This is a genomic window from Geodermatophilus nigrescens (assembly GCF_900129495.1).
Lineage (GTDB): Bacteria > Actinomycetota > Actinomycetes > Mycobacteriales > Geodermatophilaceae > Geodermatophilus > Geodermatophilus nigrescens.
Map to the genome: position 1 here is coordinate 24,622 of NZ_FQVX01000003.1, position 26,213 is coordinate 50,834.

Consider the following 26,213-nt stretch of genomic DNA (forward strand, 5'->3'; position numbering starts at 1 on the left):
GGGGACGGGCATGCTGCGGGGGTGACCGCAGCCACCGCCTACGACGTCGCCGCCGTCCGAGCCGACTTCCCCGCCCTGCGGGCCGGCGCCGCCCACTTCGACGGGCCGGGCGGTTCGCAGGTGCCCCGCCAGGTCGCGCACGCCGTGGCGGCCACCCTCGGCTCGCCGATCGCCAACCGCGGGCAGGTCACCGAGGCCGAGCGCAACGCCGACGCGGTGGTGGTCGCCGCCCGTGCCGCCGTTGCCGACCTGGTGGCGGGCGACCCCGGCGGCGTGGTCTTCGGCCGGTCGATGACCCAGCTGACCTACGACCTGTCCCGCACCCTGGCCGCCGGCTGGGGCCCGGGCGACGAGGTCGTGGTCACCCGGCTCGACCACGACGCCAACGTGCGGCCGTGGGTGCAGGCGGCGCAGGCGCGGGGCGCCACGGTGCGGTGGGCCGACCTCGACCCGGACACCGGCGAGCTGACGCCGGACGCGCTGGCCGCCGTGCTCTCCGACCGCACCCGGCTGGTCGCGCTGACCGGCGCCTCCAACCTCATCGGCACCCGCCCCGACGTCGCCGCCCTCACCGCGCTGGCGCACGAGGCCGGGGCACTCACCCACGTCGACGGCGTGCACCTGACCGCGCACGCGCCGGTCGACGTCGCGGCGCTCGGCGCGGACCTCTACGCCTGCTCGCCGTACAAGTTCCTCGGCCCGCACCTGGGCTGCCTGGTCGCCGCGCCGTCGCTGCTGGAGACGCTGCACCCGGACAAGCTGCTGCCCTCCACCGACGCCGTCCCCGAGCGCTTCGAGCTGGGCACGCTGCCCTACGAGCTGCTCGCCGGGACGACGGCCGCGGTCGACTACCTGGCCGGCCTCGGCGGGGACGACGGCGACCGGCGGGCGCGGCTGGTCGCGGGGCTGACCGCCGTCGAGGAGCACGAGGACCGGCTGCGGCTGCGCATCGAGGACGCCCTCGCGGAGCTGCCCGGCGTCACGCTGTGGTCGCGGGCGGCGCGCCGCACGCCCACGCTGCTGCTCACCTTCGCGGGCCGCGCCGCCGCCGACGTCACCCGCGAGCTCGCCGCCCGCGGGGTCAACGCGCCGTCGGGCAGCTTCTACGCCATCGAGGTGTCCCGGCGGCTCGGCCTCGGCGACACCGGCGGCCTGCGGGTGGGGCTCGCGCCCTACACCGACGACGCCGACGTCGACCGGCTGCTCGACGGCCTCCGCGCCGCGGTGGGCCGGGCATAGGGAGCTCTACGCACGTATCGCGGCCCAGGACGTGCGGATCGGATCCAATGCCTCGTGAAGCGCCTCGTCAGCGCAGGCCGGGGAAGCCCTCCGCGAGCTGGCCGAACGCCGTCCGCAGCGCGTCGGCGAGCGACGGCGCGGCGCCGGACAGCCACGCCTCGAACGCCGTCGTCGCCGCCGCCCGGGTGGCCGTGGCGACCAGCCGCGGCACCAGCGCCGTCGGCTGCTCCCCGCAGCGCCGGGCCACGTAGCCGGCCACCACCCGGTCGACGTCGGCGTAGCGCAGCTGCGAGTGGGCCTGCAGCGCCGGCTCGGTGAGGATCAGCCGCATCCGCTGGCGCAGCACCGGCAGGTCCTCGGGCGCGTAGTCGTTCACCTCGACGTAGGCGCCGAGCACGGCGGTCAGCACCGGGACGTCGTCGCCGGAGTGCTCGAGCAGGGTGGCCAGGCGGTCGACGTGGCCGTCGAAGTCGCCCCAGACGGCGTCGGCCTTGCTGCCCACGGTGCGGAAGAACGTGCGGCGGCTGGTGCCCGCGGCGGCCGCGATCTCCTCGATCGTGACCTGCTCGAACCCGGCCGCGCTGAACAGCTCGAGGGCCGCCTGCTCGATCCGCGCCCGGGTGTCCTCGCGGAGGTCGGCGCGCAGCACGTCGGTCACCGGCACATCTTGGCCCGTTCCGGCCGGCCGGGAGCCGCCGGTGTGGCCCCGCTCACCCACACGGTTGCCCGTGGCACTCGGTGCCTCTAGCGTCCTCCGCATCCCCCGACCCACCTGATCCGGAGGTCCGCATGCCCGAGACGACCCAGACCGAGACCCAGGACGGAACCGCGCAGGCCACCGCCGTCGAGACGGGAGCCGAGGAGGCGCTGGTCGAGGAGTCCCTCGTCGAGGAGGTCTCCATCGACGGCATGTGCGGCGTCTACTGAGCCGACCGTGACGACCCCGACCGCTCCGGCCGCGGACCTCTTCGACCCCGATCTGCCCTGGCGGCGCGCCCGGTCGGTGGCGCTGCGGCCGGAGCCGTTCGGGGCGCTGGTCTACCACTTCGGCAACCGCAAGCTGTCGTTCCTGAAGTCGAGGACGCTGGTCACCGTCGTGGAGACGCTGGCCGACCACCCCAGCGCCACCGCGACCCTGGTCGCGTGCGGCGTCCCCGAGGCCCAGCGGCCCGCCTACGTGAAGGCGCTGGCCGACCTCGCCCGCTCCCAGATGATCGAACGCCGTCCCGAAGAGGTGCGCGCATGACCGCCGTCCTGCCGAGCCGACCCGCCGCCCCGGAGCGCCCCACCGGCGGCCGCCTGGTCGACCAGTTCGAGTACGGCCTCGACGCCCCCATCTGTCTCACCTGGGAGCTCACCTACGCCTGCAACCTCGCGTGCGTGCACTGCCTGTCCTCCTCGGGCCGGCGCGACCCCCGCGAGCTGACGACCGCCGAGGCCGAGGGCGTCATCGACGAGCTGCAGCGGATGCAGGTCTTCTACGTCAACGTCGGCGGCGGCGAGCCCACTGTGCGGCCGGACTTCTGGCACCTGCTCGACTACGCCATCGGCCACGACGTCGGCGTCAAGTTCTCCACCAACGGCGTGAAGCTGGACCGGGCGCGCGCCGAGCAGCTGGCCGCCACCGACTACGTCGACGTGCAGATCTCCCTCGACGGCGCCACCGCCGAGGTCAACGACCGCGTCCGCGGCACCGGCTCGTTCGCCACCGCCACGAAGGCCCTGGAGAACCTGGCCGAGGCGGGGATGAAGGACTTCAAGGTCTCCGTCGTCGTCACCCGGGAGAACGTCTCCCAGCTCGACGACTTCCGGACCCTGACCGACCGCTACGGCGCCCAGCTGCGGATCACCCGCTTCCGCCCGTCGGGCCGCGGCGCCGACGTGTGGGACCAGCTGCACCCGACCCAGGCCCAGCAGCGCGAGCTCTACGCCTGGCTGCTGGCCAACGGCGACCGGGTGCTCACCGGCGACTCGTTCTTCCACCTGTCGGCCTACGGGCAGGCGCTGCCGGGCCTGAACCTGTGCGGCGCCGGGCGGGTGGTCTGCCTGATCGACCCGGTCGGCGACGTCTACGCCTGCCCCTTCGCCATCCACGAGCAGTTCCTCGCCGGCAACGTGCGCAGCGAGGGCGGCTTCCAGCGGGTCTGGCAGCAGAGCGAGCTGTTCGCCGAGCTGCGCAGCCCGCAGACCGGCGGCGCCTGCACGAGGTGCGCGCACTTCGACGCCTGCCGGGGCGGCTGCATGGCGGCCAAATTCTTCACCGGCCTGCCGCTGGACGGCCCCGACCCGGAGTGCGTGCAGGGCTACGGCGAGACCGCGCTGGCCGCCCGCGACCTCGACCTGGTGAAGCCCAAGAGCCACCTCGACCACTCGCACACCGGCCCGGTCCGCGGCCAGCCGACGCTGCTCGGCATGCCGGCCGTCCCCGCTGCGTCCACACCCGCACCGCCCGCCCGGATCTGCGACGAGTCGCCCCTGGCGGGCCTGCAGCTCGGCTGAGGGCTCAGCGGGTCGGCGCCACCCCCGCGGGCCCCGGGCCGTCGGGCAGCAGCCCGGGGGCCAGGTCCGCGAGGGTCATGGTCAGCAGCAGGGCGACGAGCACGGCGACGGTGAGCACGGGTCCTCCTCGGGGTCCGGTGCTCCCCCGGAGCGCCCGCGACGGGGGACACGGGCGCTCCGGAGGAGGCACGACCGAGGATCGACGCGGCCGCTGACCGCCGGCCGTGCGCTGCCTGGGAGTCGGCTGGACGACCCCGGCGGAGCCCGTGCGCCGTCCGTGAGGCTGACGTCGGTGTCATTGCCCGGCCCGGCGGCCTCCGCCTAGGTTGACACGTGCGTCACGGGGGCCCAGCGCAGCGCCGAGCAGGGAGTCCACATGGGAAGACTCGACGGCAAGGTCGCACTCGTCACCGGTGCGGCCCGCGGCCAGGGCCGCAGCCACGCACTCCGGCTGGCACAGGAGGGCGCCGACGTCATCGCCGTCGACCGGTGCGCCGACATGCCGACGGTCGGCTATCCACTGGCCACCGAGGAGGACCTCGCCGAGACCGTCCGGCAGGTCGAGGCGCTCGACCGGCGGATCGTCGCCCGGGTCGCCGACGTCCGGGACACCGCCGCGCTGCGGGCGGCCGTCGACGAGGGCGTCGCCGAACTCGGCCGCCTCGACATCGTGCTGGCCAACGCGGGCATCGCCAGCTTCGCGCCGGTGGAGGACCTCACCGACGAGATGTGGGACGAGATGATCGACGTCAACCTCACCGGTGTCTTCAAGACGGTGCGCGCCGCCGTCCCGCACCTGCGGGCGCACGGTCAGGGCGGCGCGATCGTGCTCACGAGCTCCACCGCCGGCATCAAGGGCCTGGGCAACCTCGCCCACTACGTCGCCGCCAAGCACGGCGTCGTCGGGCTGGTGAAGACGCTGGCCAACGAGCTCGCCCCGGACATGATCCGGGTCAACTCGGTACACCCGACGTCGGTGAGCACCGACATGATCCACAACCGCAAGACCTACGGGAACTTCGTCCCCGACAAGCCCGAGGACGAGGTGACCCGGGACGACGTCGCCCCGATGTTCCAGGGGCTCAACGCGCTGCCGGTGCCGTGGGTCGAGTCGGCCGACATCAGCAACGCGATCCTCTGGCTGGTCAGCGACGACGCCCGGTACGTCACCGGCGTCCAGCTCCCGGTCGACGCCGGGTCGGTGATCAAGTAGTGGCCGGCCGCGTCGAGGGCAAGGTCGCCTTCATCACCGGAGCCGCCCGCAGCCAGGGCCGCAGCCACGCGCTGCGGCTCGCGCAGGAGGGCGCCGACGTCATCGCCGTCGACCTCTGCGGGCCGGTGGACTCGATCGGGATGTACCCGCCGGCCACCGAGGAGGACCTGGCCGAGACCGTCCGCCAGGTCGAGGCGCTCGACCGGCGGATCGTGGCGGCGAAGGCCGACGTCCGCGACCCGGCGGCGCTGCGCGCGGCGGTCGACGACGGCGTCGCCCAGCTCGGCCGGCTCGACATCGTGCTGGCCAACGCCGGCGTGTTCGAGATCAAGCCCGCGCTCGAGCTCACCGACGGCGACTGGCAGGAGATGATCGACATCAACCTGACCGGTGTCTGGAACACCTGCCGGGTCGCCCTGCCGCACCTGATCGAGGGCGGCGGCGGGTCGATCGTCATCACCAGCTCGACCGCCGGCATCAAGGGGACGCCGAACACGATCCACTACACGGCGGCTAAGCACGGCGTCGTCGGGATCATGCGGACGCTGGCCAACGAGTTCGGCAAGCAGTCCATCCGGGTCAACACCGTCCACCCCACCGGCGTGGACACCGTGATGATCCAGAACGAGAAGACGTGGGGCCTGTTCACGCCCGACGACCCGGAGCCGACGCGGGAGAAGTTCGCCGAGCTGTTCGAGACGCTGCACCCGCTGCCGGTGCCCTACGTCGACCCGGTCGACATCTCCAACGCCGTGCTGTTCCTCGTCTCCGAGGAGGCACGCTACGTCACCGGGGCGATGCTGCCGGTCGACGCCGGCTACACCATCCGCTGACCGCGGGTGCGGCGGCCGCCCGGCCGCCGCACCCGTCCCGCGTCAGGGCAGGTCGACGACGTCCTTCTCGCCGGTGTCGGGCTGGCTGCCCGTGGTCTTCGCCTTGACGAAGCTCAGCGCCGTCGCCAGCCGGTTGCCGGGGGAGTCCCAGTACTCGGCGGTGTCGCCGTGCACCTTCACCAGCACGACCGACGGGTCCTCGGGGCCCTGCGGCAGCCAGGCCTCGACGCCCTTGTTCCACAGCTCCTTCTTCTTCGCGACGTCCGCGGTGACCTGCGCGGTGCCGGTCAGCGAGATCCAGCTGCCGCCGGAGCCGGCGCCCACGTTGACCTGCGGCGAGGAGGCGATGTGGGTGAGCCAGGGGGCGTCCTGCTCGGCGAAGAACCAGAGGTCGCCGTCGAACTCGACCTCCTGCAGGGCCATCGGGCGGCTGGTCAGCCGGCCGTCGGGCATGGTCGTGGTGAGGAAGCCGAGCCGCTGGTCCTTGAGGATCTCGGCGACCTTGCGGATGGCGTCCGGGGAGTCGGTGGTCATGTCCCTGCCCTTCCCCGGATCCGGGCGCTGACACCGCTGTCCGCGGATGTCGGTCCGGCGACCGGCCGGTGAACACGCGGGCGTTCCGGAATGCCCGGCGCCCGCCGCGGCTTGCCCCCTTCCGTGACAGCGACCCAGGACCGGCCCGCCGCCGTCGCGGCGCCGCAGACCCCCGCCCGTCCCGGGACGGCCCGAACCGCCCTCACCCTCGGCGCCTTCGTGGCCCTGGGACCGCTGACGGTGGACATGTACCTGCCCGCCCTGCCGACCATCGCCGACGACCTCGGGGCCAGCGCGTCGACGGTGCAGCTCACGCTCACCGGCACCCTCGTCGGCCTCGCGCTCGGCCAGCTGGTCCTGGGCCCGCTGTCGGACGCGCTCGGCCGCAAGGGGCCGCTGCTGGCCGGCACGGCGCTGCACGTCGTCGCCTCGCTGCTGGTCCTGGTCGCGCCGTCGATCGAGGTGCTCGGGCTGCTGCGGTTCCTGCAGGGCGTGGGGACGGCGGCCGGCGCGGTGATCGCCCTCGCCGTCGTGCGCGACCTGTTCCAGGGCCGGGCGGCGGCGACCATGCTGTCCCGGCTCTTCCTCGTCCTCGGGGCGGCGCCGGTGCTCGCCCCGACCATCGGGGGCGAGGTCCTCCGGGTCACCTCCTGGCGCGGCGTCTTCCTGATCCTCGGGCTCTACGGCGTCGGCCTGCTCGTCCTCGGCCGGTACGGCGTCCGGGAGACGCTGCCGCCGGAGCGGCGGCGCAGCAGCGGGTTCGCGGGCACCCTGCGCAGCTACCGCGGCCTGCTCCGCGACCGCGCCTACGTGGGCCTGGTGCTCGTCGCCGGCCTGACCATGGCCGGGCTGTTCAGTTACGTGTCCGGCTCCTCCTTCGTCTTCCAGGACGAGTTCGGCCTCGACGAGCAGCAGTTCGGCCTGCTCTTCGGCGCCGGCGCCTTCTGGCTGATCGCCGCCACCCAGCTCAACCCGGTGGTGCTGCGCTGGTTCTCGCCGGCGCAGGTCCTGGTCACCGGTGTGGCCGGCGGCGCCCTGGCCGGCGTCGTCCTGGTCGCGCTGGCCGCCACCGGCACCGGCGGCCTCTGGGCCATCGTGCTGCCGCTGTGGGCGGTCCTCGCCGCGTGCGGGCTCGCGCTGCCCAACGCCCCCGCCCTGGCGCTGAGCCGGCACGGGGAGGCCGCCGGCACCGCCGCGGCGTTGCTCGGCGCGGTGCAGTTCGGCGTCGGCGCCGTCGTGGCCCCGCTGGTCGGCGTGCTCGGCAACGACGCCGTCGCGATGGGCGTCGTCGTGGTGGCCGCGCTGGTGCTCGCCATGGCCGTGCTGCTCGCCGTCGTCCGCCCCTGGCAGCTGCCCGTGGAGGCCGACGCCCCCGCCCAGGCCGGCTAGTGCCCGACCTGGCGGGCGCCGTGTGGCCGGAGCTCCCCGGGCGGCCGCTGCTCGTCGTCCCGCTCGGGTCGGTGGAGCAGCACGGGCACCACCTGCCGCTGGCCACCGACACCGTCGTCGCGGAGGCCGTGGCGCGGGCGGCGGGCCTCGACGGCGTGCTGGCCCCGGCCGTCCCGTACGGCGCCAGCGGCGAGCACGAGGGCTTCCCGGGCACCGTCTCGATCGGCACGGAGGCGCTGGCCGCGCTGCTGGTCGAGTACGGCCGCTCCGCCTGCCGCTGGGCCGGGCGGCTGCTCGTGGTCAACGGCCACGGCGGCAACCTCGACGCCCTGCGTCGCGCCGTCCCGTTGCTGCGCGCCGAGGGCCGCGACGCCGCCTGGTTCCCCTGCGCCGTCCCCGGCGGCGACGCGCACGCCGGGCGGACCGAGACCTCGCTGCTGTTGCACGTGGAACCGGCGGCGGTGCGGACCGACCGGTCCGTCCCGGGCGTGACGACGCCGGTCGCCGAGCTGCTGCCCCGCCTGCGGGCCGAGGGCGTGCGCGGGGTCAGCCCCACCGGCGTGCTCGGCGACCCCGCCGGCGCCACGGCGGACGAGGGGGCGCGGCTGCTCGCGGGGATGGCCGCGCGGCTGGCGGCGGCCGCCGCCCGCTGGGACGTGGGGGACGACGGCCGGCTGGGCTGAGCGGGCCGCCCCGCGCCCGGGACGTCAGGATGACCGGCGACACCGACCGGGGAGGAGAGCCGAGTGGCCCAGCGGCAGGACACGGGGACCGACACGGCGGCGCCGCGGGTCGCCGTCGAGACCAACGGCATCAACGTCATCGCCGAGGAGGAGCGCCACGGCGCCCCGCGGTCGCTGTTCTGGCCGTGGTTCGGCGCGAACGTCAGCGTCCTGGGCCTGGCCTACGGCTCGTTCCTGCTCGGCTTCGGCATCTCCGCGGCCCAGGCGCTGGTGGCCGGCGTCGTCGGCATCGTCGTGTCGTTCCTGCTCTGCGGGCTCGTGGCGATCGCCGGCAAGCGCGGCTCGGCGCCCACCCTGGTGCTCAGCCGGGCGCCGTTCGGCGTGCACGGCAACCGGGTGCCCGCGGTCCTGTCGTGGGTGCTGACCGTCGGCTGGGAGACCGTCTTGGTCTCGCTGGCGACACTCGCCACCGCGACCGTCTTCACCGAGCTCGGCTGGAGCGGCGGGACGGCGACGCAGGCGGTGGCGCTGCTCGTCGTCGCGCTGCTCGTCGTGGCCGGCGGCGTGCTCGGCTTCGACGCGATCATGCGCATGCAGCGGGTGATCACCGTGGTCAGCGGCGTGCTGACCGTCGTCTACGTGGCCCTGGTCGCCGGCGAGGTCGACTGGTCGGCGGTGGGCGCGGCGCCCGCGGGGTCGACGGCGGCCGTCGTCGGCGCGCTGGTGCTGGCGATGACCGGCTACGGCTTCGGCTGGGTGAACGCCGCGGCCGACTACTCCCGCTACCTGCCGCGCGCGGCGTCCACCCGCGGCGTCGTCGGCTGGACGACGGTCGGCGGGGCGCTCGCGCCGGTGCTGCTGCTGGCCACCGGCCTGCTGCTCGCCGCGTCGGACCCGGAGCTCTCGGCGGCCGTCGGCGGCGACCCGATCGGCGCGCTGGCCTCGCTCCTGCCGACCTGGTTCCTCGTGCCGTTCGTCGTCGTCGCCGTCCTCGGCCTGGTCGGCGGTGCGCTGCTCGACATCTACTCGTCCGGCCTGTCGCTGCTGGCCGCCGGCGTGCGGGTGCCCCGGCCGGTCGCCGCGGGCATCGACGGCACGCTCATGGTGCTCGGCGCGATCTGGGTGGTGTTCCTCGCCGACGCGAGCTTCTCCGTCCAGTTCCAGGGCTTCCTCATCACCCTGGGCGTGCCGGTCGCGGCCTGGTGCGGCGTCTTCCTGGGCGACCTGGCGCTGCGCCGCGGCGACTACTCCGACGCCGACCTCTACGACGCCCGCGGCCGCTACGGCGCGGCGCCGGCGGTCCCGCTGCTGCTCCTGGCGGCGGGCACCGTGCTCGGCTGGGGCCTGGTGACGAACGGCGCGGCGGGGTGGCTGACCTGGCAGGGCTACCTGCTCGGCCCGCTGGGGCTCGGCGGGCGCGAGGGCGCCTGGGCCTTCGCCAACCTCGGCGTCCTGGCCGCGTTCGCCGTCGGCCTGCTCGGCGCGCTCGCGCTGCGCCGCGGGGCCGTGCGACGGCAGGAGGCCGCCCCGGCGGTGCCGGGACGGCCTCCTGCGTACTGAGCGGCTCGGCCCTGGAGGACCTCGGCCCTGGAGGGCCTCAGTCCTGCAGCGGCTCGGCGAACAGCGGGACGGCGTTCTCGAGCGCGTACTGCTGGCCCAGGGCCGAGCCGCTGGAGAAGGCGTTGACCAGCGTCTCGTCCTCCAGGACGACGGCGTTGCCCTGCTGCACCGAACCCAGCGTCTGCCACAGCGGGTTCGACGTGATCTGCGCCGGGTCGACGAAGATCGGGAAGGCGACGGTCAGCGGCGCGTCGAGCAGCGAGACCTGCTCCTCGGACACCGGGACGAAGAAGCTCTCGGTGGCGAGGTCCTGGATGGCCTGCTTGTTGGTGAAGCCGAGCGCCTCCATGAAGTCGACGCGGGTGTCGCCGCGGACGTAGGCGCCGAAGCCCTCGGAGGTGTAGGCGCCGACGGCGACCTCGGTGCCGTCGAACTCCGGGTGCTCGGCGGCGGCGTCGGCGAACGCCTGCTCGACCTCGCCCCGCAGCTGCTCGGCCTCCTCGGTGCGGCCCAGCGCCTGGCCGACCAGCTCGAGCTGCTGCTGCCAGGTGGTCTGGTAGGCGTCGACGCCCTCGGGCGCGCCGACGGTCGGGGCGATCGCGGACAGCGAGTCGTAGCGCTCCTGCGTGCCGTCGGAGCGGGTGTCGAGGATGAGGTCGGGGTCGAGCGCCGCGATGGCCTCCAGGCTCGGCTCCAGCGTCTCGATGATCTCCGGCGCCTCGTCGTAGAGCCCCTCGGCCCACGGGCCCACGCCCTCGCCGCCGAAGCCCAGCCAGTCGCTCGCGCCGACCGGCTGCACGCCCAGGGACAGCGCGGTCTCGGCGTCGGACCAGCCCAGGGCGACGACGCGCTGCGGCTCCTCGGCGATCTCCACGTCGCCGAAGGCGGTGCTCACGGTGACGGGGAAGGCACCGGCCTGGCCCCCGCCCGACGCGGGGGCCGACGACCCCGCCGACGAGCCGCCGTCGTCGGAGCCGCAGGCGGCCAGCGACGCGGCGGTGGTCAGGGCGGCCGCCAGCAGGGCGGCCCGCCGGGACAGGGCGTGGGGCATCGCGGTACTCCTCGGTAGAAAGGAAGGGCAGCCTAACCTGACCCGTCCCCGCCGGACCGGCCGGGCGGCGCGGCTGGTTAGGGTCCGGCCGTGGCAGATTTCTCCGGCTGGCTGGTCGTCGTCGACCTCCAGCGGGTCTTCGGCGACCCCGACTCCCCGTGGACGGCACCGCGCTTCGAGGAGGTCCGCCCGCGCATCCGGCGGCTGGTCGCGGCCTTCGGGGAGCGCGTCGTGTTCACCCGGTTCGTCGCGCCGGCCGAGCCGCAGGGCGCGTGGGCCGCCTACTACGACCGGTACCCCTTCGCGCTGCAGCCGCCCGACGCGCCGCTGTACGAGCTGGTCGAGGACCCGGGCCCGGCGCTCGTGCAGACGGCGACCACCTTCGGCAAGTGGGGCCCGGAGCTCGCCGAGGTCGTCGGCGGCGGGCCGCTGACCGTCGCCGGCGTGGCCACCGACTGCTGCGTGGTCTCGACCGTGCTGCCCGCCGCCGACGCCGGCGTCCCGGTCCGGGTGGTCACCGACGCGTGCGCCGGCTCCTCCGACGACGAGCACGAGCGCGCCCTGCACCTCATGGACCTCTACGCCCCGCTCGTCGAGCTCACCACCACGGCCGACCTCCTGGGCCGGTGACCCCGGCCCTCCCCGCGCCGCCGGACGCCCGGCTGCCCGACGGGTACGCCGTGCGCCTCGCCCCCGGCACCCGGCGGGTGGAGGACGGGACGGCGCTCGTCGGCGGCTCGCCGCTGCGCCTGCTGCGGCTCTCCCCGGCCGCCCGGCGCCTGCTCGACGGCGACCGGCTGACCGTGGCGGACGCGCGGACCGCGGCGCTCGCGGCCCGGCTGCTCGACGCCGGCGTCGCGGTGCCCGAGCCCGCCGGCCCCGCGCCCGGCCCGGACGACGTCACCGTGGTCGTCCCGGTGCGCGACCGCCCCGACGGCGTCGCCCGGCTGCTGACCGCGCTGCGGGCCGACCCGTCGACCGCCGGGGTGCGGGTGCTCGTCGTCGACGACGGCTCGGCCGACCCCGCCGCGCTCGCCGCCGCCCTCGCCGACGCCCTGGCCCCCGCGGGCGTGGAGGTGCTGCGCCACCCGAGGTCGCGGGGCCCGGCCGCCGCCCGCGACACCGGCCTGCGCGCCGCGACCACCGAGGCCGTGGCGTTCCTCGACTCCGACGTCGTCCCGGTCCCCGGCTGGCTCGACGTGCTGCTGCCGCACCTCGCCGACCCGCGGCTGGCCGTCGTCGCCCCCCGCGTCACCGCCCTGCCGCCGGAGCGCCCCGGCTGGCTGAGCGCCTACGAGACCGCGGTCAGCGCCCTCGACATGGGCCCGGCGCCCGGTCCGGTCGCGCCGCTGACCGGCCTGTCCTACCTGCCGAGCGCGGCGCTGCTGGCCCGGCGGGCGGCGCTCGGCGACGGCTTCGACGAGCGGATGCGCGTGGCCGAGGACGTCGACCTCGTGTGGCGGCTGGCCGCGGCCGGGTGGCGGGTGCGCTACGAGCCGGCCGCGCGGGTGGCCCACGAGCACCCGTCCGCGACGGCTGCGTGGCTGCGCCGCCGCGCGCTCTACGGCACCGGGGCCGCGCCGCTGGCCGCCCGGCACGGCGCGCTCGTGGCCCCGGTGGTCATCAGCCCGTGGTCGGCGGCGGCGCTCGGGCTGGCCCTGGCCGGGCGCGGCGGCCGGGTCGCCGCGGCCGGCGTCCTCGGCGTCGCCGCGGCGCGCCTGGCGCACCGGCTGGCACCGGCCGGCGGGCGCCCGCCGTACGGCCGGGCCGCCGGGCTGGTGCTCCGCGGCACCGCCGCCGGCGCCCGCACGCTCGCCCGCTCGGCCACCCGCCACCACTGGCCGCTCACCGTCGCGGCCGCCGCCGTCTCCCGCCGCGCCCGCCGGGCGGCCGTCGCCGTCGCCGCGGCCGACGCCGTCCTGGGGTGGTGGCCGCACCGCGGGCAGGTGGACCTGCCGCGCTTCGCCGCGGCCCGCCGCCTGGAGGACCTCGCCTACGGCGCGGGGCTGTGGGCCGGCGCGCTGCGGGCCCGCAACCCCCGGTGCCTGCTGCCCGTCCGCCCACCGGCCGCCTGACCTGCGGCGGGACCCCCGCGGCGGTCCCCTGGCGCCGGGGGTGCGATCCGGGTCACCATGGGCGCACCATGTCCCTCAGCCCCGGGAGCGTGCCGTGACCGCCGTCAGCCCGTGGCTCGCGTTGCCCGGGGGACGGCCGTCGCCGGCGCACACCCGCCGGCTGCGGGCCGCGCACGAGACGCTGGTGACCCGCGGCTCCCCGCCGCCCCGGTCGGCCGTGCGCGAGGTGGTGTGGGACTCCTGGCGGCGCAGCCTGGGCAGCGGCGTCGACCCCGACGGCCAGCACCCGCCGGTCGACCTGCTCGACGACGACCTGGCCGCCTACCGCGCCGCCCACCCGCTCGCGCCGGTGCTGCCGGTGATCCGCCGGCTGCTCGTCGAGGACGCCGAGGCCGACCGCATGATCGTCGCGGTCACCGACGCCGAGGGCCGGATGCTGTGGGTCGAGGGCGACCGGCGGCTGCGCACCCTGGCCGAGGGCATGCACTTCGTCGCCGGCGCCCGCTGGTCGGAGGAGGTGGCCGGCACCAACGCCCCCGGGACGGCGCTGGCGCTGGACCACCCGGTGCAGATCTACGGCAGCGAGCACTACCGCCGTCCCGTGCAGCCGTGGAGCTGCTCGGCCGCGCCCGTGCACCACCCGGTCACCGGCGTCCTGCTCGGCGCCATCGACGTCACCGGCGGCGACCACGTGGCCAGCCCGCACGTGCTCACCCTCGTGCGCGCCACGGTGGCCGCCGTCGAGTCCGAGCTGCGCTGGCTGCACCGCGAGGAGGAGGCCCGCGGCCCGGCCCGGCCGGCGCCCGTCCGGGCCACCGCGCCGCTGCTGGAGGTGCTCGGCCGCGAGCGGGCCCGGCTGACGACGCCGCGCGGGCCGCTGGAGCTCTCGCTGCGCCACTCCGAGCTGCTCCTGCTGCTGGCCGAGGCCGCCGCCGCGGGGGAGGGGCGCACCACCGAGCAGCTGGCCGCCGAGTGCCACGCCGCCGACACGGCCGCCGTCACCGTCCGCGCCGAGCTGTCCCGGCTGCGCCGCCTCGTGGGCGCCGACCTCGTCGGGTCCCGCCCCTACCGGCTGCTCGGGCCGCTGGAGACCGACCTCGACCGGGTGCGCGCCCTGCTCGACCGGGGCGCGGTGGGCGCCGCCCTCGACCGCTACCCCGGGCCGGTGCTGCCGCGCTCGTGCGCACCCGGCGTCGTCGCGGCCCGCCGCCGCACGGCCGCCGCGCTGCGGTCCGCGGTGCTGCGCAGCCGCCGTCCCGAGCTGCTGCTGCGGTGGACGGCGCTGCCCGAGGCCCGCGACGACGTCGCCGTCTGGCAGGCCTGCCTCGAGGCGCTGCCGGCCGGCTCGCCCCGCCGCGGCGCCGTCGCCGGCCACCTCCTCTCCCTGCGGCGCGGCGCCCGGGCCTGATCCGGACGCGCCGGTTCGGGAATGCCGCCCGGCGACGCGGACTTGGCACGGCTACGTGAGTGCCCGCGCCGCCGCCCCGCCCGCCCCCGTCCGTCCCGTCACGCTGGCCACCCCGCGGGTGGCCGTGGCGCTGGTCGCCCTGGCGCTCGGCGGTTTCGCCATCGGCACCACCGAGTTCGTCACGATGGGCCTGCTGCCCGACATCGCCTCCGGCGTCGGCGTGAGCATCCCGGCCGCCGGGCACGTCATCTCCGCCTACGCACTCGGCGTCGTCGTCGGCGCCCCGGTGCTGGCCGCCCTCGGCGCCCGCCTGCCCCGCCGGGCGCTGCTCGTGGGGCTCATGGCCGCCTTCCTCGTCGGCAACGCGCTCAGCGCCCTCGCCCCCGGCAACACCACGCTGCTGCTCGCCCGCTTCGTCAGCGGCCTGCCGCACGGCGCGTACTTCGGCGTCGCCTCGCTCGTCGCCGCCTCGCTGGTCGGCGCCGAGCTGCGGGGCCGCGCGGTGAGCACCGTGATGCTCGGCCTCGCGGTGGCCAACGTGGCCGGCGTGCCCGCCGCCACCTGGCTCGGCCAGACGCTGGGCTGGCGCGCGGCGTACTGGGCCGTCGTCGTCCTCGCCGTGCTGACCGTGGCCGCCGTGCTCGCCGTCGTCCCCTCCCGCCCCGGCGACCGCGACGCCACCGTGCGCGCCGAGCTGGGCGCGCTGCGCCGGCCGCAGGTGCTGCTCACCCTCGCGGTCGGCACCGTCGGGTTCGGCGGCATGTTCGCCGTCTACAGCTACGTCGCGCCGCTGGCCACCGAGGTCACCGGGCTGTCCCGCGGCACCGTGCCGTGGGTCCTGTTCGCCTTCGGCGTCGGCGGCGTCATCGGCACCGCGCTCGGCGGGCGGCTCGCCGACCTGGCGCTGTTCCGGTCGCTGGTGGGCACGCTGGTCGCCCTCGCCGTGCTGCTCCTGCTGGTCGGCCCGGCCGCCGGCTCCGGCCCCACCCTGCTGGCCGGCATCTTCCTGCTCGCCGTCGCCGCCTCCACGCTGGTCGTCTGCCTGCAGCTGCGGCTCATGGAGGTCGCCGGCGAGGCGCAGATGCTCGGCGCCGCGCTGAACCACTCCGCGCTCAACGCGGCGAACGCGCTCGGCGCGTGGCTCGGCGGCGTCGTCATCGCCGCCGGGTACGGCTACACCGCGCCGAGCCTGGTGGGGGCGGGCCTGGCGGTCCTCGGCCTGGCCGCGCTGGCGGCCAGCGCCGTGCTCCGCCGCCGCGAGCTGCGCGCCCTCGTCGCCGCCTGAGGCGCTGCAACAGCGCTGCAACCTCTCTCCTGCGGGCGCGCGTCCCGCAGGGCCTCCGCGGATGCGGGTTTCTTCTGCGGGAGGAACCCGCATCCGCGGCTCCGCTGTTCCCTCCGCCGCAGGTAAGCGTGGCCTAAGTCACTCTCCCGTTGCCAGACTCCGCCGGAGAGCGCCCGGCGGGCCGGGCGCCACGCGCCCTGCAACGGAGCGGAGGATCCATGACACGGGTGAGCATGCGGGTCGACGGCGTCACGTACACGGACGAGGTCGAACCCCGGACGCTGCTGGTCCACCACCTGCGCGAGGCCCTGGGCAAGGTCGGGACGGTCGTCGGCTGCGACACCAGCAACTGCGGCGCCTGCACCGTCCACCTCGACGGGCAGGCGGTGAAGTCCTGCACCGTCCTCGCGGTCCAGGCCGACGGCGCCGAGGTCACCACCATCGAGGGCATCGCGGAGCCCGGAGGCGCCCTGCACCCCGTGCAGAAGGCGTTCCACGAGATGCACGGTCTCCAGTGCGGCTACTGCACGCCCGGGATGATCATGGCCTCGATCGACCTGCTGAAGGAGAACCCGGACCCGAGCGACGCCGAGGTCCGCGAGGGCATCGAGGGCAACCTCTGCCGCTGCACCGGCTACCAGAACATCGTCCGCGCGGTGCAGCAGGCCGCGGGCGAGATGAAGTCCTCCTCCGCCGGCACCGCCGCCCCTGAGACCACCGGAGCGCAGGCATGACCCTCACCGAGGACCCGGCGACCACCGCCGTCGAGAAGGAGGTCGGCAAGGCGCGCCGCCGCAAGGAGGACGCGCGCCTGATCACGGGGCGCACCACCTGGACCGACAACATGGTCCTGCCCGGGATGCTGCACATGTCCGTGGTCCGCAGCCCCGTGGCCCACGGGAAGATCAGCAGCATCGACGTCAGCGCCGCGAAGGCCGCGCCCGGCGTCGTCGCCGTCTTCACCGGCCGTGACATCGCCGACGAGCAGGGCTCCATCCCCTGCGCCTGGCCGGTCACCCCGGACATGGTCAACCCCGGGCACCCCTCGCTCGCCGTCGACGAGGTCAACCACGTCGGCGAGGGCGTCGCGGTGATCATCGCCCGCTCGCGGGCCGCCGCCGCCGACGCGATCGAGCTGGTCGACGTCGACTACGAGCCGCTGCCGCCGGTCCTCGACATGGAGGAGGCGGTCAAGGCCGACGCCGACCTCTGCCACGACCACACGCAGTCCAACACCAGCTACCACTTCGTCTTCGACGCCGGCGAGGCCGGCACGGGCACCGACACCGAGCAGGCGTTCGCCGACGCCGAGGTCGTCGTCAGCCGCCGGTTCGTCAACCAGCGGCTGATCCCGGCGTTCATGGAGCCCCGCTCGGTCGTCGTCCAGCCCCAGGGCGACAACTACACCATGTGGTCGGCCACCCAGGTGCCGCACATCCTGCGCGTCATGCTCGCCTCGGTCACCGGCGTGCCCGAGCACAAGCTGCGCGTCATCGCCCCCGACGTCGGTGGCGGCTTCGGCGGCAAGCTGCAGGTCAACCCGGAGGAGGTCATCGCGCTGCTCGTGGCGCGGCGGCTCGGCAAGCCGGTGAAGTGGACCGAGACGCGCAGCGAGTCGCTGATGACCGCCCACCACGGCCGCGACCAGATCCAGTACGTCGACATCGCCAGCGACCGCGAGGGCAACGTCAAGGCCCTGCGGGTGCGGCTGCTCGCCGACATGGGCGCCTACCTGCGGCTGATCACCCCCGGCGTGCCGGCGCTCGGCGCCTTCATGTTCCCGGCGATCTACAAGTTCCCGGCCTACCGCTTCGAGTGCGACGGCGTCTTCACCAACAAGGTGCCCACCGACGCCTACCGCGGTGCCGGCCGGCCCGAGGCGACCTTCGCCATCGAGCGGATCATGGACGAGCTCGCCGTCGAGCTCGGCATGGACCCGCTGGAGCTGCGCCGGAAGAACTGGATCCAGGCCCAGGAGTTCCCGTTCACCACGGTGGCGGGCCTCGAGTACGACAGCGGCGACTACGAGACCGCCACCCAGCAGGCGCTCGAGCTGATCGGCTACGACGAGCTGCGCGAGGAGCAGCGCCGCCGCCGCGAGTCGAACGACCCGGTGCAGCTCGGCATCGGCTTCTCCACCTTCACCGAGATGTGCGGCCTGGCGCCCTCGCGGGTGCTCGGGTCGCTGTCCTTCGGTGCCGGTGGCTGGGAGCACGCGGCCATCCGGATGCTGCCGACGGGCAAGGTCGAGGTGGTCACCGGCTCGACCCCGCACGGGCAGGGCCACGAGACGGCGTGGAGCCAGCTGGTCGCCGACGCCCTCGGGGTGCCCTTCGAGGACGTCGAGGTGCTGCACGGCGACACCGCGATCGCCACCAAGGGCCTGGACACCTACGGCTCGCGCTCGCTGGTCGTCGGCGGGACCGCCGTGGTGAAGGCCGCGGAGAAGGTGATCGCCAAGGCCCGGAAGGTCGCCGCGCACCTGCTCGAGGCCAACGAGGACGACCTGGAGTTCGCGGACGGGAGGTTCTCCGTCCGCGGCACGCCGGGCGCCTCGCTCGCCATCCAGGAGATCGCGCTCGCCGTCTTCGCCGCCCACGACTACCCGGAGGGCATCGAGCCCTCGATCGACGCCGACGCGACGTTCGACCCGGTCAACTTCTCCTTCCCCCACGGCACGCACATCTGCGCCATGGAGGTCGACACCGACACCGGGTTCGTCAAGATCCGCAAGTACGCGTGCGTCGACGACGTCGGCACGATCGTCAACCCGCTCATCGTCGAGGGCCAGGTGCACGGCGGGCTGGCCCAGGGCATCGCGCAGGCGCTGTACGAGGAGGCCGTCTACGACGCCGACGGCAACCTCACCACCGGCACCTTCGTCGACTACCTGGTCCCCTCGGCCGCCGACCTGCCGCACTTCGACACCGGCAACACGGTGCACGAGGCGCCGGGCAACCCGATCGGCGCCAAGGGCGTGGGCGAGGCCGGCTGCATCGCCAGCACCCCGGCGGTGGTCAACGCCGCGCTCGACGCCGTCCGGCACCTCGGCGTGAGCGACATCCGCATGCCGCTGACCCCCGAGCGGGTCTGGCGGGCCATCCACCAGGGCGGCGACGGCGGCGACCGGGCCGCGGCCGGCACCAACGCCTACGGCGGCGCCTCCACCGAGTCCACGACCGGTGTCTCGACCCCTGCTTCGTCCCTCGGAGGTGACCGGTGATCCCCGCCGCGTTCGAGTACGTCCGGCCGACCACCGTCGACGAGGCCGTCCAGGCGGTCGCGGAGGGCGGTGAGGACGTCAAGATCATGGCCGGCGGGCAGTCGCTCATCCCGGTCATGCGGCTGCGGCTGGCGGCGCCCGAGACCGTCGTCGACCTCGGCCGGGTGGCGGAGATGCGCGGCGTCCGCGACGAGGGCGACGCGCTGGTGATCGGCGCCATGACCACGCACGCGGAGGTGGTCACCGACCCGCTGATCGCCCAGCACGCGAAGCTGATCGCCGAGGCGACCGAGACGGTGGCCGACCGGCAGACCCGCCGGCGCGGGACCTTCGGCGGCGCGCTGGCGCACGCCGACCCGGCCGGCGACCTGCCCGCCGTGGCGCTCGCCCTCGACGCGCAGATGGTGATCGCCGGGCCCTCGGGACGGCGGACGGTGCCGGCGTCGGAGTTCTTCGTCGACTACCTCACCACCACCCTCGACGAGGGCGAGGTGCTCGTGGAGATCCGGGTACCGAAGCTCGCCGGGGACTGGGGCGTGCGGTACGAGAAGTTCAACCGGGTGGCGCAGGCGTGGTCGATCGTCGCGGTCGCCGCGGCGGTCCGGCGGGAGAACGGGCACATCGCCGAGGCGCGGATCGGGCTGACCAACATGGGCCCGACCCCGCTGCGGGCGTCGGCCACCGAGGCCGCCCTCGCCGGGGCCGCGGCGTCGCCGGACGCGGTCGCGCAGGCGGCCCGCTCGGCGGCCGAGGGCACCAGCCCGAGCAGCGACCTCAACGCCCAGGCCGACTACCGCGAGCACCTCGCGCAGGTGCTCACTCGCCGGGCGGTCGCCACCGCCGCCGGGTTGTAGTTTCGCCCCAACCCCGGCTCCGCCCGTCCCCTCGGCCGGCCCGCCCACCCGGGCGGACCGGCCGAGGTCCGTTCCCACCCCCGGAGGTCGCACCGTGCAGCTGGAGAACTCCTTCACCGTCCCCGTCCCCGTCGACGAGGCCTGGCGGGTGCTCCTCGACATCGAGCGGATCGCCCCGTGCATGCCCGGCGCCGCCCTCGACTCGGTCACCGGTGACGACTTCACCGGCCGGGTGAAGGTCAAGCTGGGCCCGATCAACCTGACCTACCAGGGCAAGGCGTCGTTCGTGGAGAAGGACGAGGCCGCGCACCGGGCGGTCATCGACGCCCGCGGCAAGGACCAGCGCGGCAACGGCACCGCGGCGGCCACCATCACCGCGAAGCTGCTCGCCGAGGGCCAGGTCACCCGCGTCGACGTGCTCACCGACCTCAACATCACCGGCCGGCCCGCCCAGTTCGGCCGCGGGGTCATGACCGACGTCGGCAACAAGCTGCTCGGCCAGTTCGCCGACAAGCTCGCCGCCCAGCTCGGCGAGGGCGACGCCCAGGGCGACGCCGACCGGGCCGGGAGCGCCGCCACGGGGGCCGTCGCGGGGGCCGCCGCGACCGCCACCGGCGTCGCGGAGGAGGTCGCCCAGTCGGTCGAGCAGACCCCGGGGGACAACGCCGTGGCCGAGGCCGTGCGCTCGGCCGGCACGAAGGCCCGCGAGGCCGCCGCGTCGGCCACCGACTCGCTGACGGCCGACGCCGACACCGCGGCGGCCAACCCGCCCACCCGGCCGATCACCCCGGTGGGCGCCACGGACACCGCGCCGGTGCCCGCGGTCGCCGACACCGCGCCGGCGACGTCGGACACCGCCCCGGCGTCGTCGGACACCGCCCCGTCCTCGGGCGGGACGCCCGCCGCGCCGTCCGCCGGCCGGGCGCCCAGCGCGCCGCCGTCGGGCAACACGGCTCCTCCCGGCCGCCCGGCCACCGGCGCCCCGCCGCGGAGCACCCCGTCCGCCGCGCCCCGGCCGCAGCCGGCCGCCGAGCCCGAGCCGATCGACCTGCTGGAGGTCGCCGGCGGGGCCGCGATGGCGCGCTACGCGGCGCCCGGGGCCGCGGTGGCGGCGGTGCTGCTGCTCGTGGTGCTGGCGTTCCGGCGGCGCCGCCGCTGAGGCCGCCGCGCGCTCGTGATCATCGGATGCGTGCACGGCCGGCCGGCGTGCCGGCGCGTGTCCCGTGCACGCATCCGATGATCGACTCGAGGAGGGGCGCCCGCTCAAGTTGATCATCGGCTCGTTGCCGCCGACACGCGCGGACACGCCGCGGCGAGCGGCGACCGTCCGATGATCAACACCTGAGGGGCAGCTGCTCCAGCCAGGCGAGCGCCGCCGCGGCCACCGCATCGGGGGCCTTCCCGAGCGAGTGGTCGCCCGGCACCGCGTGCACCGACGCCGCCGGCACGCCCGCCAGCGCGGCGGCGACCTCCTCCGGCCGGCCCATCGCGTCGGTCCCGCCCTGCACCACGGCGAGCGGCACGCCGGCCGCCCGCAGCTCGTCGGCCCGGCTGCGCTCGGGCCGGCCCGGCGGGTGCAGCGGGAAGGCCAGCGCCAGCACGCCGTCGGCACCGAGCGTCGCCGCGGTCCGGCAGGCCACCCGCGCCCCCGCGCTGCGGCCGCCGACCACCAGCGGCCCGGTCAGCACGCCCCCGCTGCGCAGCGCCTCGAGCACCGCGGTCCAGGCGACGTCGAGCTGCGGGGGTGCCGGCGCGATCCGCTTGCCGGCCACCCGCCACGGCTGGTCCACCCGCAGCACCCGCCAGCCGGCCGCGGCCGCCGCGGCCGTGACGGCGAGCAGGTCGGGCCCGTCCGTCGCGCCGCCCGCACCGTGCCCCAGCACCAGCGTGCCGACGGCGGACCCCGGGCCGGCGGCGGAGCCCGGGCCGGCGGTGCGTACCGCGGCCGGGCCGAGCGGGGTGTCGACGAGGACCGGCGGGCTCACCGCGCGAGCAGCGCGTCGACCGCCCCGGCGAGGTCGGCGGCCACCACCGAGGGGGCGGGGAGCGCCGGCGCCCAGACGCGCTCGGCGCGCGGGAACCAGGCGCCGGTCAGGCCCGCCCGCTCCGCGCCGTGGACGTCCCACGCGTGCGCGGCCACCAGCGCCATGCGCGCGGGCGCCACCCCGCAGACGCCGGCCGCCCACACGTACGCCTCCCGGGAGGGCTTCCATGCCTGCACCGTCTCGCTGGTCAGCGTGCGCTCCACCAGCGGCGTGATCCCGCCGCGCTCCAGCCCGGCCTCGGCCACGCCCGGCGACCCGTGCGACAGCGTCACCACCCGCACCCCGGCCTCCGCCAGCCGCCGCAGCGCGGGCTCGACGTCGGGGTGCGGCGAGAGCTCCAGGAAGCTGTCGGCGACGCGGCCGCGGTCGCGCTCGGAGAGGTCGGTCAGCTGCGCCAGGGCCGACTCGAAGGCCGCGCGGAAGGGCACCCGGAGCCCGGCGACCGTGGCCGCCGTGCCGGTGTGCAGCGTGCGGGCGAAGACCGTGGGCAGCAGGCCCTCGGGCTGCCCGTGCTCGACCAGCGCGGCGGCGACCGGCGCGAGGTCGAGCAGCGTCTCGTTGACGTCGAACGCGACGACGTCGGGCCGGGAGGTCACGCCGTCGTGCTGTCGCCGGTGTCCCCGGGGCGGCCGGGTTCGGTGCGGCCGGCGGTGGTCTGCCGGCGGCGGTGGTGGCGGATGTCCTTGACCCGCTTGTAGACCAGCCAGCCCACGCCCAGGACGACCACGGCCGCGACCAGGTAGTCGAAGTACTTGAGGTTGTCCTGGATGAAGTCGCCCGCGACGACGCCGAGGGTCACCAGCAGGCTGTTCCAGATCAGGCTGCCCGCGGCGGAGTAGAGGACGAACTGGAGGAATGGCATCCGGACGACGCCGGCCGGCACGGAGATGAAGCTGCGCACGATCGGGACCATGCGGCCGAAGAACACCGCCGAGCGGCCGTGCCGCTCGAACCAGGCGAAGGTCCGGTCGACGTCGGCGGTCTCCACCAGCGGCAGCCGGTCGAGGAAGGCGTGCGAGCGGCGAGGGCCGAGCGCCCGGCCGACGTAGTAGAAGAAGATCGCCCCCAGGATCGAGCCCAGGGTGGCGAAGAGGATGACCGGCACGATCGACATCTCGCCGCTGTTGATCAGCACGCCGGCCAGGCCGAGCACGGCCTCGCTGGGGATCGGCGGGATGACCGTCTCCAGCAGGATGGAGAACCCGACGCCGAGGGGCCCGAGGGTCTCGACCAGCTGGAGCAGCCAGCCGGTGATCCCGCCCTGGTCGGAGGACGCGGCGGCGAGGAACGACATGCGACCACGGTAGAGGGGCTCCCGGGGGGTCGCCCGGACGCTGCCGGACCACGGGGGCCGGTGGGGCTAGCGTTCCGCCATGCGCCAGCGACTCACCGCCCGGGCCGTGATCGTGGGGGACCGGGCCGGCACCGTCGTCCCGGACGCCGTCGTCGACGTCGAGGACGGCCGGATCGCGTGGGCCGGAACGGCCGCCGACGCCCCGCCGGCCGGCGATGCCGAGGTGGTCGCACTGCCCGGCCTGCTCGTGCCCGGGCTGGTCAACAGCCACTCGCACGCGCCGATGGTGCTGTTCCGCGGGCAGGGCGAGGGGCTGCCGCTGGACCGCTGGCTGCGCGAGGTGATGTGGCCGCGCGAGGCCCGGCTGACCCCCGACGACGTCGAGGTGGCGATGACCGCCGCATCGGCGGAGATGCTGCGCGGCGGGGTGACCACCAGCGTCGAGATGTACTTCGAGCCCGCGCGGATCGCCGCGGCGGTCGGCGCCACCGGCGCGCGGGCGGTGATCGCCGCGCCGATGGTTCCGCTGCCCGGCATGCCGCCGCTGGAGGAGCAGCTGGCCGCCGCGGTGGAGCTCGCGCGGGGGGTGCCCGACGACGGCAGCGTCGAGTACGGCCTCGGCCCGCACGCGGCCTACACCGTGCCGCTGCCCCTGCTGCGCCGCGCGGCCGAGCTGGCCCGTGAGCACGGGATGCTGCTGCACCTGCACGCGGCCGAGACCGCGACCGAGGGCGCCGACCTGCTCGCCGAGCACGGGCTGTCGGTGCCCGCGCTGCTGGCCGCCCACGACGTCCTCGGCGGCCGGGTGCTCGCCGCGCACTGCGTGCACATGGACGACGGCGACCTCGAGCTGTGGCGCGAGTACGACGTCGCCGTCGCGCACTGCCCGGCCAGCAACGCCAAGCTCGCCAGCGGCGTCGCGCGGCTGCGGGACATGCTCGACCGCGGCCTCCGGGTGGGCCTGGGCACCGACGGGCCGGCGTCCAACGACGGGCTGGACCTGCTCGCCGACGTGCGGCTGGCGGCCTCGCTGGCGCGGCTGCGCGAGCGGTCGGCCCTCGCGCTGACCGCGGCCGAGGCGTTCTGGCTGGCCACCGGCGGGGCCGCCGACGCGATCGGCCGGCCCGACCTCGGGCAGGTGGAGGCCGGTCGGCGCGCGGACCTGGTGCACGTCGACACCGGCGACCTGGGCTTCGAGCCCGTCGGCGACCCGGCCGACCTGCTCACCCACCTGGTCTGGTCGGGCGTCTCGCGGCAGGTGCGCGACGTGTGGGTGGGCGGGCGCCAGGTGGTCGCCGAGGGGGCGGTCTCCACCGTCGACGCCGGCGCGCTGCGCGCCGAGGTGGCCGTCCGGGCGGCGCGCCTGGCCGGCTGACCCCGCACGATCAGGCCGCCTGATCGTGCGGCGTCCTGGCTCACCGCCGGAGATGAGCCAGGAGGCGCTGCGGTGAGCCAGGAGGCGCTGCGGTGAGCCAGGACCCGCGCAGGTGCGCCAGGACCGGAGGACGCCGGTCAGGCATGCGGGGCGGGTCCCGTCCAGGCGTAGAGGTGGCCGTCGACGACGACGGTGACCCAGCCGTCGCACAGCAGCGCCTGCTCGCCGGTCAGGTCGGGCCAGGAGCCGCCGCCGTCCCACGGCATGCCGGGGTGCGCCAGCGGGGTGCACGACCCGGGCGCCGTCGTCCCGGCCGCGAGCGCCATGTCCGCGCGCACGCTGCCGTCGTCCTCGCCGTACGCCTCGCCCGGCCGGACGACGGTCACGTCGGTCCCGACCGAGCGGGTCCAGAACGGCACCGAGCCCTCGGGGGCGCGCGCCGCGTCGTCGCGGGAGGTCGTCTCCGTGTGCCCCTGCAGCTCGGCCAGCACCGCCCCGGCGCCGTGCACGCCCGCCGGCATCGCCACCAGCACCCCGGCCACCGCCGTCGCCGCCACCGCGACCGCCCCGCCGAGCACCGCTCCGACCGTCCCGCGCACCGCGGACCTCCTCCCGTTCGGCCACCGTCGTGGTGGCGGGACGAGCGTCGTCCGCGCAGGTCGCTGCGCGCGTCGGCCGCCGGGACGATCCGCGGGACCGCCCGCCGTCCGACCGGGGGAGGACCCGGGGAGGACCGGCGTGCGACGGGGGCTGGAGGGCGGGCGCCCGCCCGGGTTGACTGCGGAGGCATGGCGGCGTCGCTGCGGGTCCTGACCATGAACGTCCTCGGCCCGGCCAACCCGGACTGGCGACGGCGCAGCGCGCTGACCGGGGAGACGCTGCGCCGGCTGGACGCCGACGTCGTCGCGCTGCAGGAGGTGCCGGTCGCGGGCGGCACGGTGGAGGAGCTCCTCGGGTCCGGCTACACCGTCACCCCGTTCTCGCGGGCGGCCGACGACGGCGTCGGCGGGGTGCTGGCCACCCGCGCGCCGCACCGGGTGGTCGAGGAGGTCGACCAGCGCCGCACCGAGCGGGCCCGCGACTTCGCCTGGTGCGCCACGCTCGTCGTCGAGGTGGACACCGCGGTGGGCCGCACCCTGGTTGCCCACCACAAGCCGAGCTGGCAGTTCGACTACGAGGCCGAGCGGGAGCAGCAGGCCCTGGCCGCCGCGCGCACGCTGGAGCGGCTCGCCGGCACCGCCGACCACGTGGTGGTGCTCGGCGACTGCGACGCCACCCCCGACGCCGCGAGCATGCAGTTCTGGCGCGGCCGCCGGTCGCTCGACGGCACGAGCGTCTGCTACCAGGACGCCTGGGAGACGCTGCACCCCGGCGACCCCGGGCTCACCTTCGACGCGCGCAACCCGCTCGTGCGGGCCGGCGAGGTGGCCACCGCCGTCGGCCGGCGGATCGACTGGGTGCTGGTGCGCGCCGGCGTCCACGGGCCGACGCTGCAGGTCACCGCGTGCGCCCGGGTGCTCGACGAGCCCGTCGGCGGCGTGTGGGCGAGCGACCACTGCGGCGTCGTCGCCGACCTCGCGCTCCCGGACCACCCACCGGGCTCCTGGGCCTCCTCAACCGGATGGTTGACAACGTGAGCGGACGGTCCTACCG

The 26,213-nt window shown here is 76.0% G+C and carries 26 protein-coding genes; 19 read left to right on the top strand and 7 right to left on the bottom strand.

Going from position 1 to position 26,213, the window contains the following annotated elements:
* Positions 1-21: 21 nt before the first annotated feature.
* Complete coding sequence (locus BUE37_RS13740) at positions 22-1,239, top strand: cysteine desulfurase-like protein (RefSeq protein WP_073420867.1); 1,218 nt, start codon at positions 22-24, stop codon at positions 1,237-1,239.
* A gap of 67 nt (positions 1,240-1,306) precedes the next feature.
* On the opposite strand, the gene mftR is transcribed toward BUE37_RS13740, so the two are convergent.
* Entirely contained in the window at positions 1,307-1,897 is a 591-nt protein-coding gene (mftR, locus tag BUE37_RS13745) for a mycofactocin system transcriptional regulator (RefSeq protein ID WP_073420868.1), read from the bottom strand.
* A gap of 131 nt (positions 1,898-2,028) precedes the next feature.
* On the opposite strand from mftR, the gene mftA reads away from it, so the two are divergent.
* The 5 genes from mftA to BUE37_RS13770 all read left to right on the top strand — a co-directional run bounded on the left by mftA (position 2,029) and on the right by BUE37_RS13770 (position 5,784).
* Positions 2,029-2,166 carry a mycofactocin precursor MftA gene (gene mftA / locus BUE37_RS24215; RefSeq protein ID WP_073420869.1) on the top strand — a complete coding sequence of 46 codons (138 nt, stop codon included), beginning with the start codon at positions 2,029-2,031 and terminating at the stop codon, positions 2,164-2,166.
* 7 nt (positions 2,167-2,173) lie between these two features.
* Positions 2,174-2,485, top strand: coding sequence for a mycofactocin biosynthesis chaperone MftB (gene mftB / locus BUE37_RS13755; RefSeq protein WP_073420870.1), 312 nt, complete (start codon positions 2,174-2,176; stop codon positions 2,483-2,485).
* Entirely contained in the window at positions 2,482-3,738 is a 1,257-nt protein-coding gene (mftC, locus tag BUE37_RS13760) for a mycofactocin radical SAM maturase (protein WP_073420871.1), read from the top strand. Before mftB ends, mftC begins: the two co-directional genes overlap by 4 nt.
* 376 nt (positions 3,739-4,114) lie before the next feature.
* On the top strand, positions 4,115-4,951 hold the full coding sequence (locus BUE37_RS13765) for a mycofactocin-coupled SDR family oxidoreductase (RefSeq protein WP_073420872.1): 837 nt from the start codon (positions 4,115-4,117) through the stop codon (positions 4,949-4,951).
* Complete coding sequence (locus BUE37_RS13770) at positions 4,951-5,784, top strand: mycofactocin-coupled SDR family oxidoreductase (protein ID WP_073420873.1); 834 nt, start codon at positions 4,951-4,953, stop codon at positions 5,782-5,784. The genes BUE37_RS13765 and BUE37_RS13770 overlap by 1 nt, the downstream gene beginning before the upstream one ends.
* Positions 5,785-5,826: 42 nt before the next feature.
* On the opposite strand, the gene BUE37_RS13775 is transcribed toward BUE37_RS13770, so the two are convergent.
* Complete coding sequence (locus tag BUE37_RS13775) at positions 5,827-6,318, bottom strand: pyridoxamine 5'-phosphate oxidase family protein (RefSeq protein ID WP_073420874.1); 492 nt, start codon at positions 6,316-6,318, stop codon at positions 5,827-5,829.
* A gap of 123 nt (positions 6,319-6,441) precedes the next feature.
* On the opposite strand from BUE37_RS13775, the gene BUE37_RS13780 reads away from it, so the two are divergent.
* The 3 genes from BUE37_RS13780 (at position 6,442) to BUE37_RS13790 (ending at position 9,950) form a co-directional block, all read left to right on the top strand.
* Positions 6,442-7,707 carry a multidrug effflux MFS transporter gene (locus BUE37_RS13780; RefSeq protein ID WP_073420875.1) on the top strand — a complete coding sequence of 422 codons (1,266 nt, stop codon included), beginning with the start codon at positions 6,442-6,444 and terminating at the stop codon, positions 7,705-7,707.
* Positions 7,707-8,390, top strand: a complete 684-nt coding sequence (gene mftE / locus BUE37_RS13785; protein ID WP_073420876.1) for a mycofactocin biosynthesis peptidyl-dipeptidase MftE — start codon at positions 7,707-7,709, stop codon at positions 8,388-8,390. Before BUE37_RS13780 ends, mftE begins: the two co-directional genes overlap by 1 nt.
* 63 nt (positions 8,391-8,453) lie before the next feature.
* Complete coding sequence (locus BUE37_RS13790; protein ID WP_073420877.1) at positions 8,454-9,950, top strand: purine-cytosine permease family protein; 1,497 nt, start codon at positions 8,454-8,456, stop codon at positions 9,948-9,950.
* Positions 9,951-9,987: 37 nt separating this feature from the next.
* On the opposite strand, the gene BUE37_RS13795 is transcribed toward BUE37_RS13790, so the two are convergent.
* On the bottom strand, positions 9,988-11,001 hold the full coding sequence (locus tag BUE37_RS13795) for an iron-siderophore ABC transporter substrate-binding protein (RefSeq protein ID WP_073420878.1): 1,014 nt from the start codon (positions 10,999-11,001) through the stop codon (positions 9,988-9,990).
* A gap of 90 nt (positions 11,002-11,091) precedes the next feature.
* Between BUE37_RS13795 and BUE37_RS13800 the strand changes: the two genes are divergently transcribed.
* The 8 genes from BUE37_RS13800 (at position 11,092) to BUE37_RS13835 (ending at position 21,005) form a co-directional block, all read left to right on the top strand.
* Positions 11,092-11,631, top strand: coding sequence for a cysteine hydrolase family protein (locus BUE37_RS13800; RefSeq protein WP_083628690.1), 540 nt, complete (start codon positions 11,092-11,094; stop codon positions 11,629-11,631).
* The gene (gene mftF / locus BUE37_RS13805) at positions 11,628-13,076 is read left to right on the top strand and encodes a mycofactocin biosynthesis glycosyltransferase MftF (protein WP_073420879.1); all 1,449 of its coding nucleotides are present in this window, start codon (positions 11,628-11,630) and stop codon (positions 13,074-13,076) included. Before BUE37_RS13800 ends, mftF begins: the two co-directional genes overlap by 4 nt.
* A 94-nt stretch (positions 13,077-13,170) precedes the next feature.
* Positions 13,171-14,484, top strand: coding sequence for a sigma-54-dependent transcriptional regulator family protein (locus BUE37_RS13810; protein WP_073420880.1), 1,314 nt, complete (start codon positions 13,171-13,173; stop codon positions 14,482-14,484).
* Between the two features lie 55 nt (positions 14,485-14,539).
* Entirely contained in the window at positions 14,540-15,769 is a 1,230-nt protein-coding gene (locus tag BUE37_RS13815; protein WP_073420881.1) for an MFS transporter, read from the top strand.
* A 218-nt stretch (positions 15,770-15,987) separates the two neighbouring features.
* Positions 15,988-16,503 carry a (2Fe-2S)-binding protein gene (locus tag BUE37_RS13820; RefSeq protein ID WP_073420882.1) on the top strand — a complete coding sequence of 172 codons (516 nt, stop codon included), beginning with the start codon at positions 15,988-15,990 and terminating at the stop codon, positions 16,501-16,503.
* The gene (locus tag BUE37_RS13825; protein ID WP_073420883.1) at positions 16,500-18,992 is read left to right on the top strand and encodes a xanthine dehydrogenase family protein molybdopterin-binding subunit; all 2,493 of its coding nucleotides are present in this window, start codon (positions 16,500-16,502) and stop codon (positions 18,990-18,992) included. The genes BUE37_RS13820 and BUE37_RS13825 overlap by 4 nt, the downstream gene beginning before the upstream one ends.
* A complete protein-coding gene (locus tag BUE37_RS13830; RefSeq protein WP_073420884.1) occupies positions 18,989-19,846 on the top strand; it encodes an FAD binding domain-containing protein in 858 nt (285 codons plus the stop codon). Before BUE37_RS13825 ends, BUE37_RS13830 begins: the two co-directional genes overlap by 4 nt.
* A gap of 94 nt (positions 19,847-19,940) precedes the next feature.
* Positions 19,941-21,005 (top strand): SRPBCC domain-containing protein, encoded by a 1,065-nt coding sequence (locus tag BUE37_RS13835; protein WP_073420885.1) that lies wholly within the window; start codon positions 19,941-19,943, stop codon positions 21,003-21,005.
* A 175-nt stretch (positions 21,006-21,180) separates the two neighbouring features.
* Here BUE37_RS13835 and BUE37_RS13840 read toward each other — a convergent pair whose 3' ends face one another.
* From BUE37_RS13840 to BUE37_RS13850, 3 genes are read right to left on the bottom strand one after another with little or no spacing between them, the layout of a single operon-like run.
* The gene (locus BUE37_RS13840; protein ID WP_073420886.1) at positions 21,181-21,831 is read right to left on the bottom strand and encodes an alpha/beta hydrolase family protein; all 651 of its coding nucleotides are present in this window, start codon (positions 21,829-21,831) and stop codon (positions 21,181-21,183) included.
* Positions 21,828-22,487 (bottom strand): HAD family hydrolase, encoded by a 660-nt coding sequence (locus BUE37_RS13845; protein ID WP_073420887.1) that lies wholly within the window; start codon positions 22,485-22,487, stop codon positions 21,828-21,830. Before BUE37_RS13845 ends, BUE37_RS13840 begins: the two co-directional genes overlap by 4 nt.
* Positions 22,484-23,185, bottom strand: a complete 702-nt coding sequence (locus BUE37_RS13850; protein WP_073420888.1) for a DedA family protein — start codon at positions 23,183-23,185, stop codon at positions 22,484-22,486. The genes BUE37_RS13845 and BUE37_RS13850 overlap by 4 nt, the downstream gene beginning before the upstream one ends.
* Positions 23,186-23,264: 79 nt before the next feature.
* Here BUE37_RS13850 and BUE37_RS13855 point away from each other — a divergent pair, with 79 nt between their 5' ends.
* Positions 23,265-24,560 (top strand): amidohydrolase family protein, encoded by a 1,296-nt coding sequence (locus BUE37_RS13855; protein WP_073420889.1) that lies wholly within the window; start codon positions 23,265-23,267, stop codon positions 24,558-24,560.
* 137 nt (positions 24,561-24,697) lie between these two features.
* Here the strand turns inward: BUE37_RS13855 and BUE37_RS23390 are convergent, their stop codons facing one another.
* On the bottom strand, positions 24,698-25,159 hold the full coding sequence (locus BUE37_RS23390) for a hypothetical protein (protein ID WP_073420890.1): 462 nt from the start codon (positions 25,157-25,159) through the stop codon (positions 24,698-24,700).
* A gap of 189 nt (positions 25,160-25,348) precedes the next feature.
* Here BUE37_RS23390 and BUE37_RS23395 point away from each other — a divergent pair, with 189 nt between their 5' ends.
* Positions 25,349-26,197 (top strand): endonuclease/exonuclease/phosphatase family protein, encoded by an 849-nt coding sequence (locus BUE37_RS23395; protein ID WP_073420891.1) that lies wholly within the window; start codon positions 25,349-25,351, stop codon positions 26,195-26,197.
* The last annotated feature ends 16 nt before the right edge of the window (positions 26,198-26,213 follow it).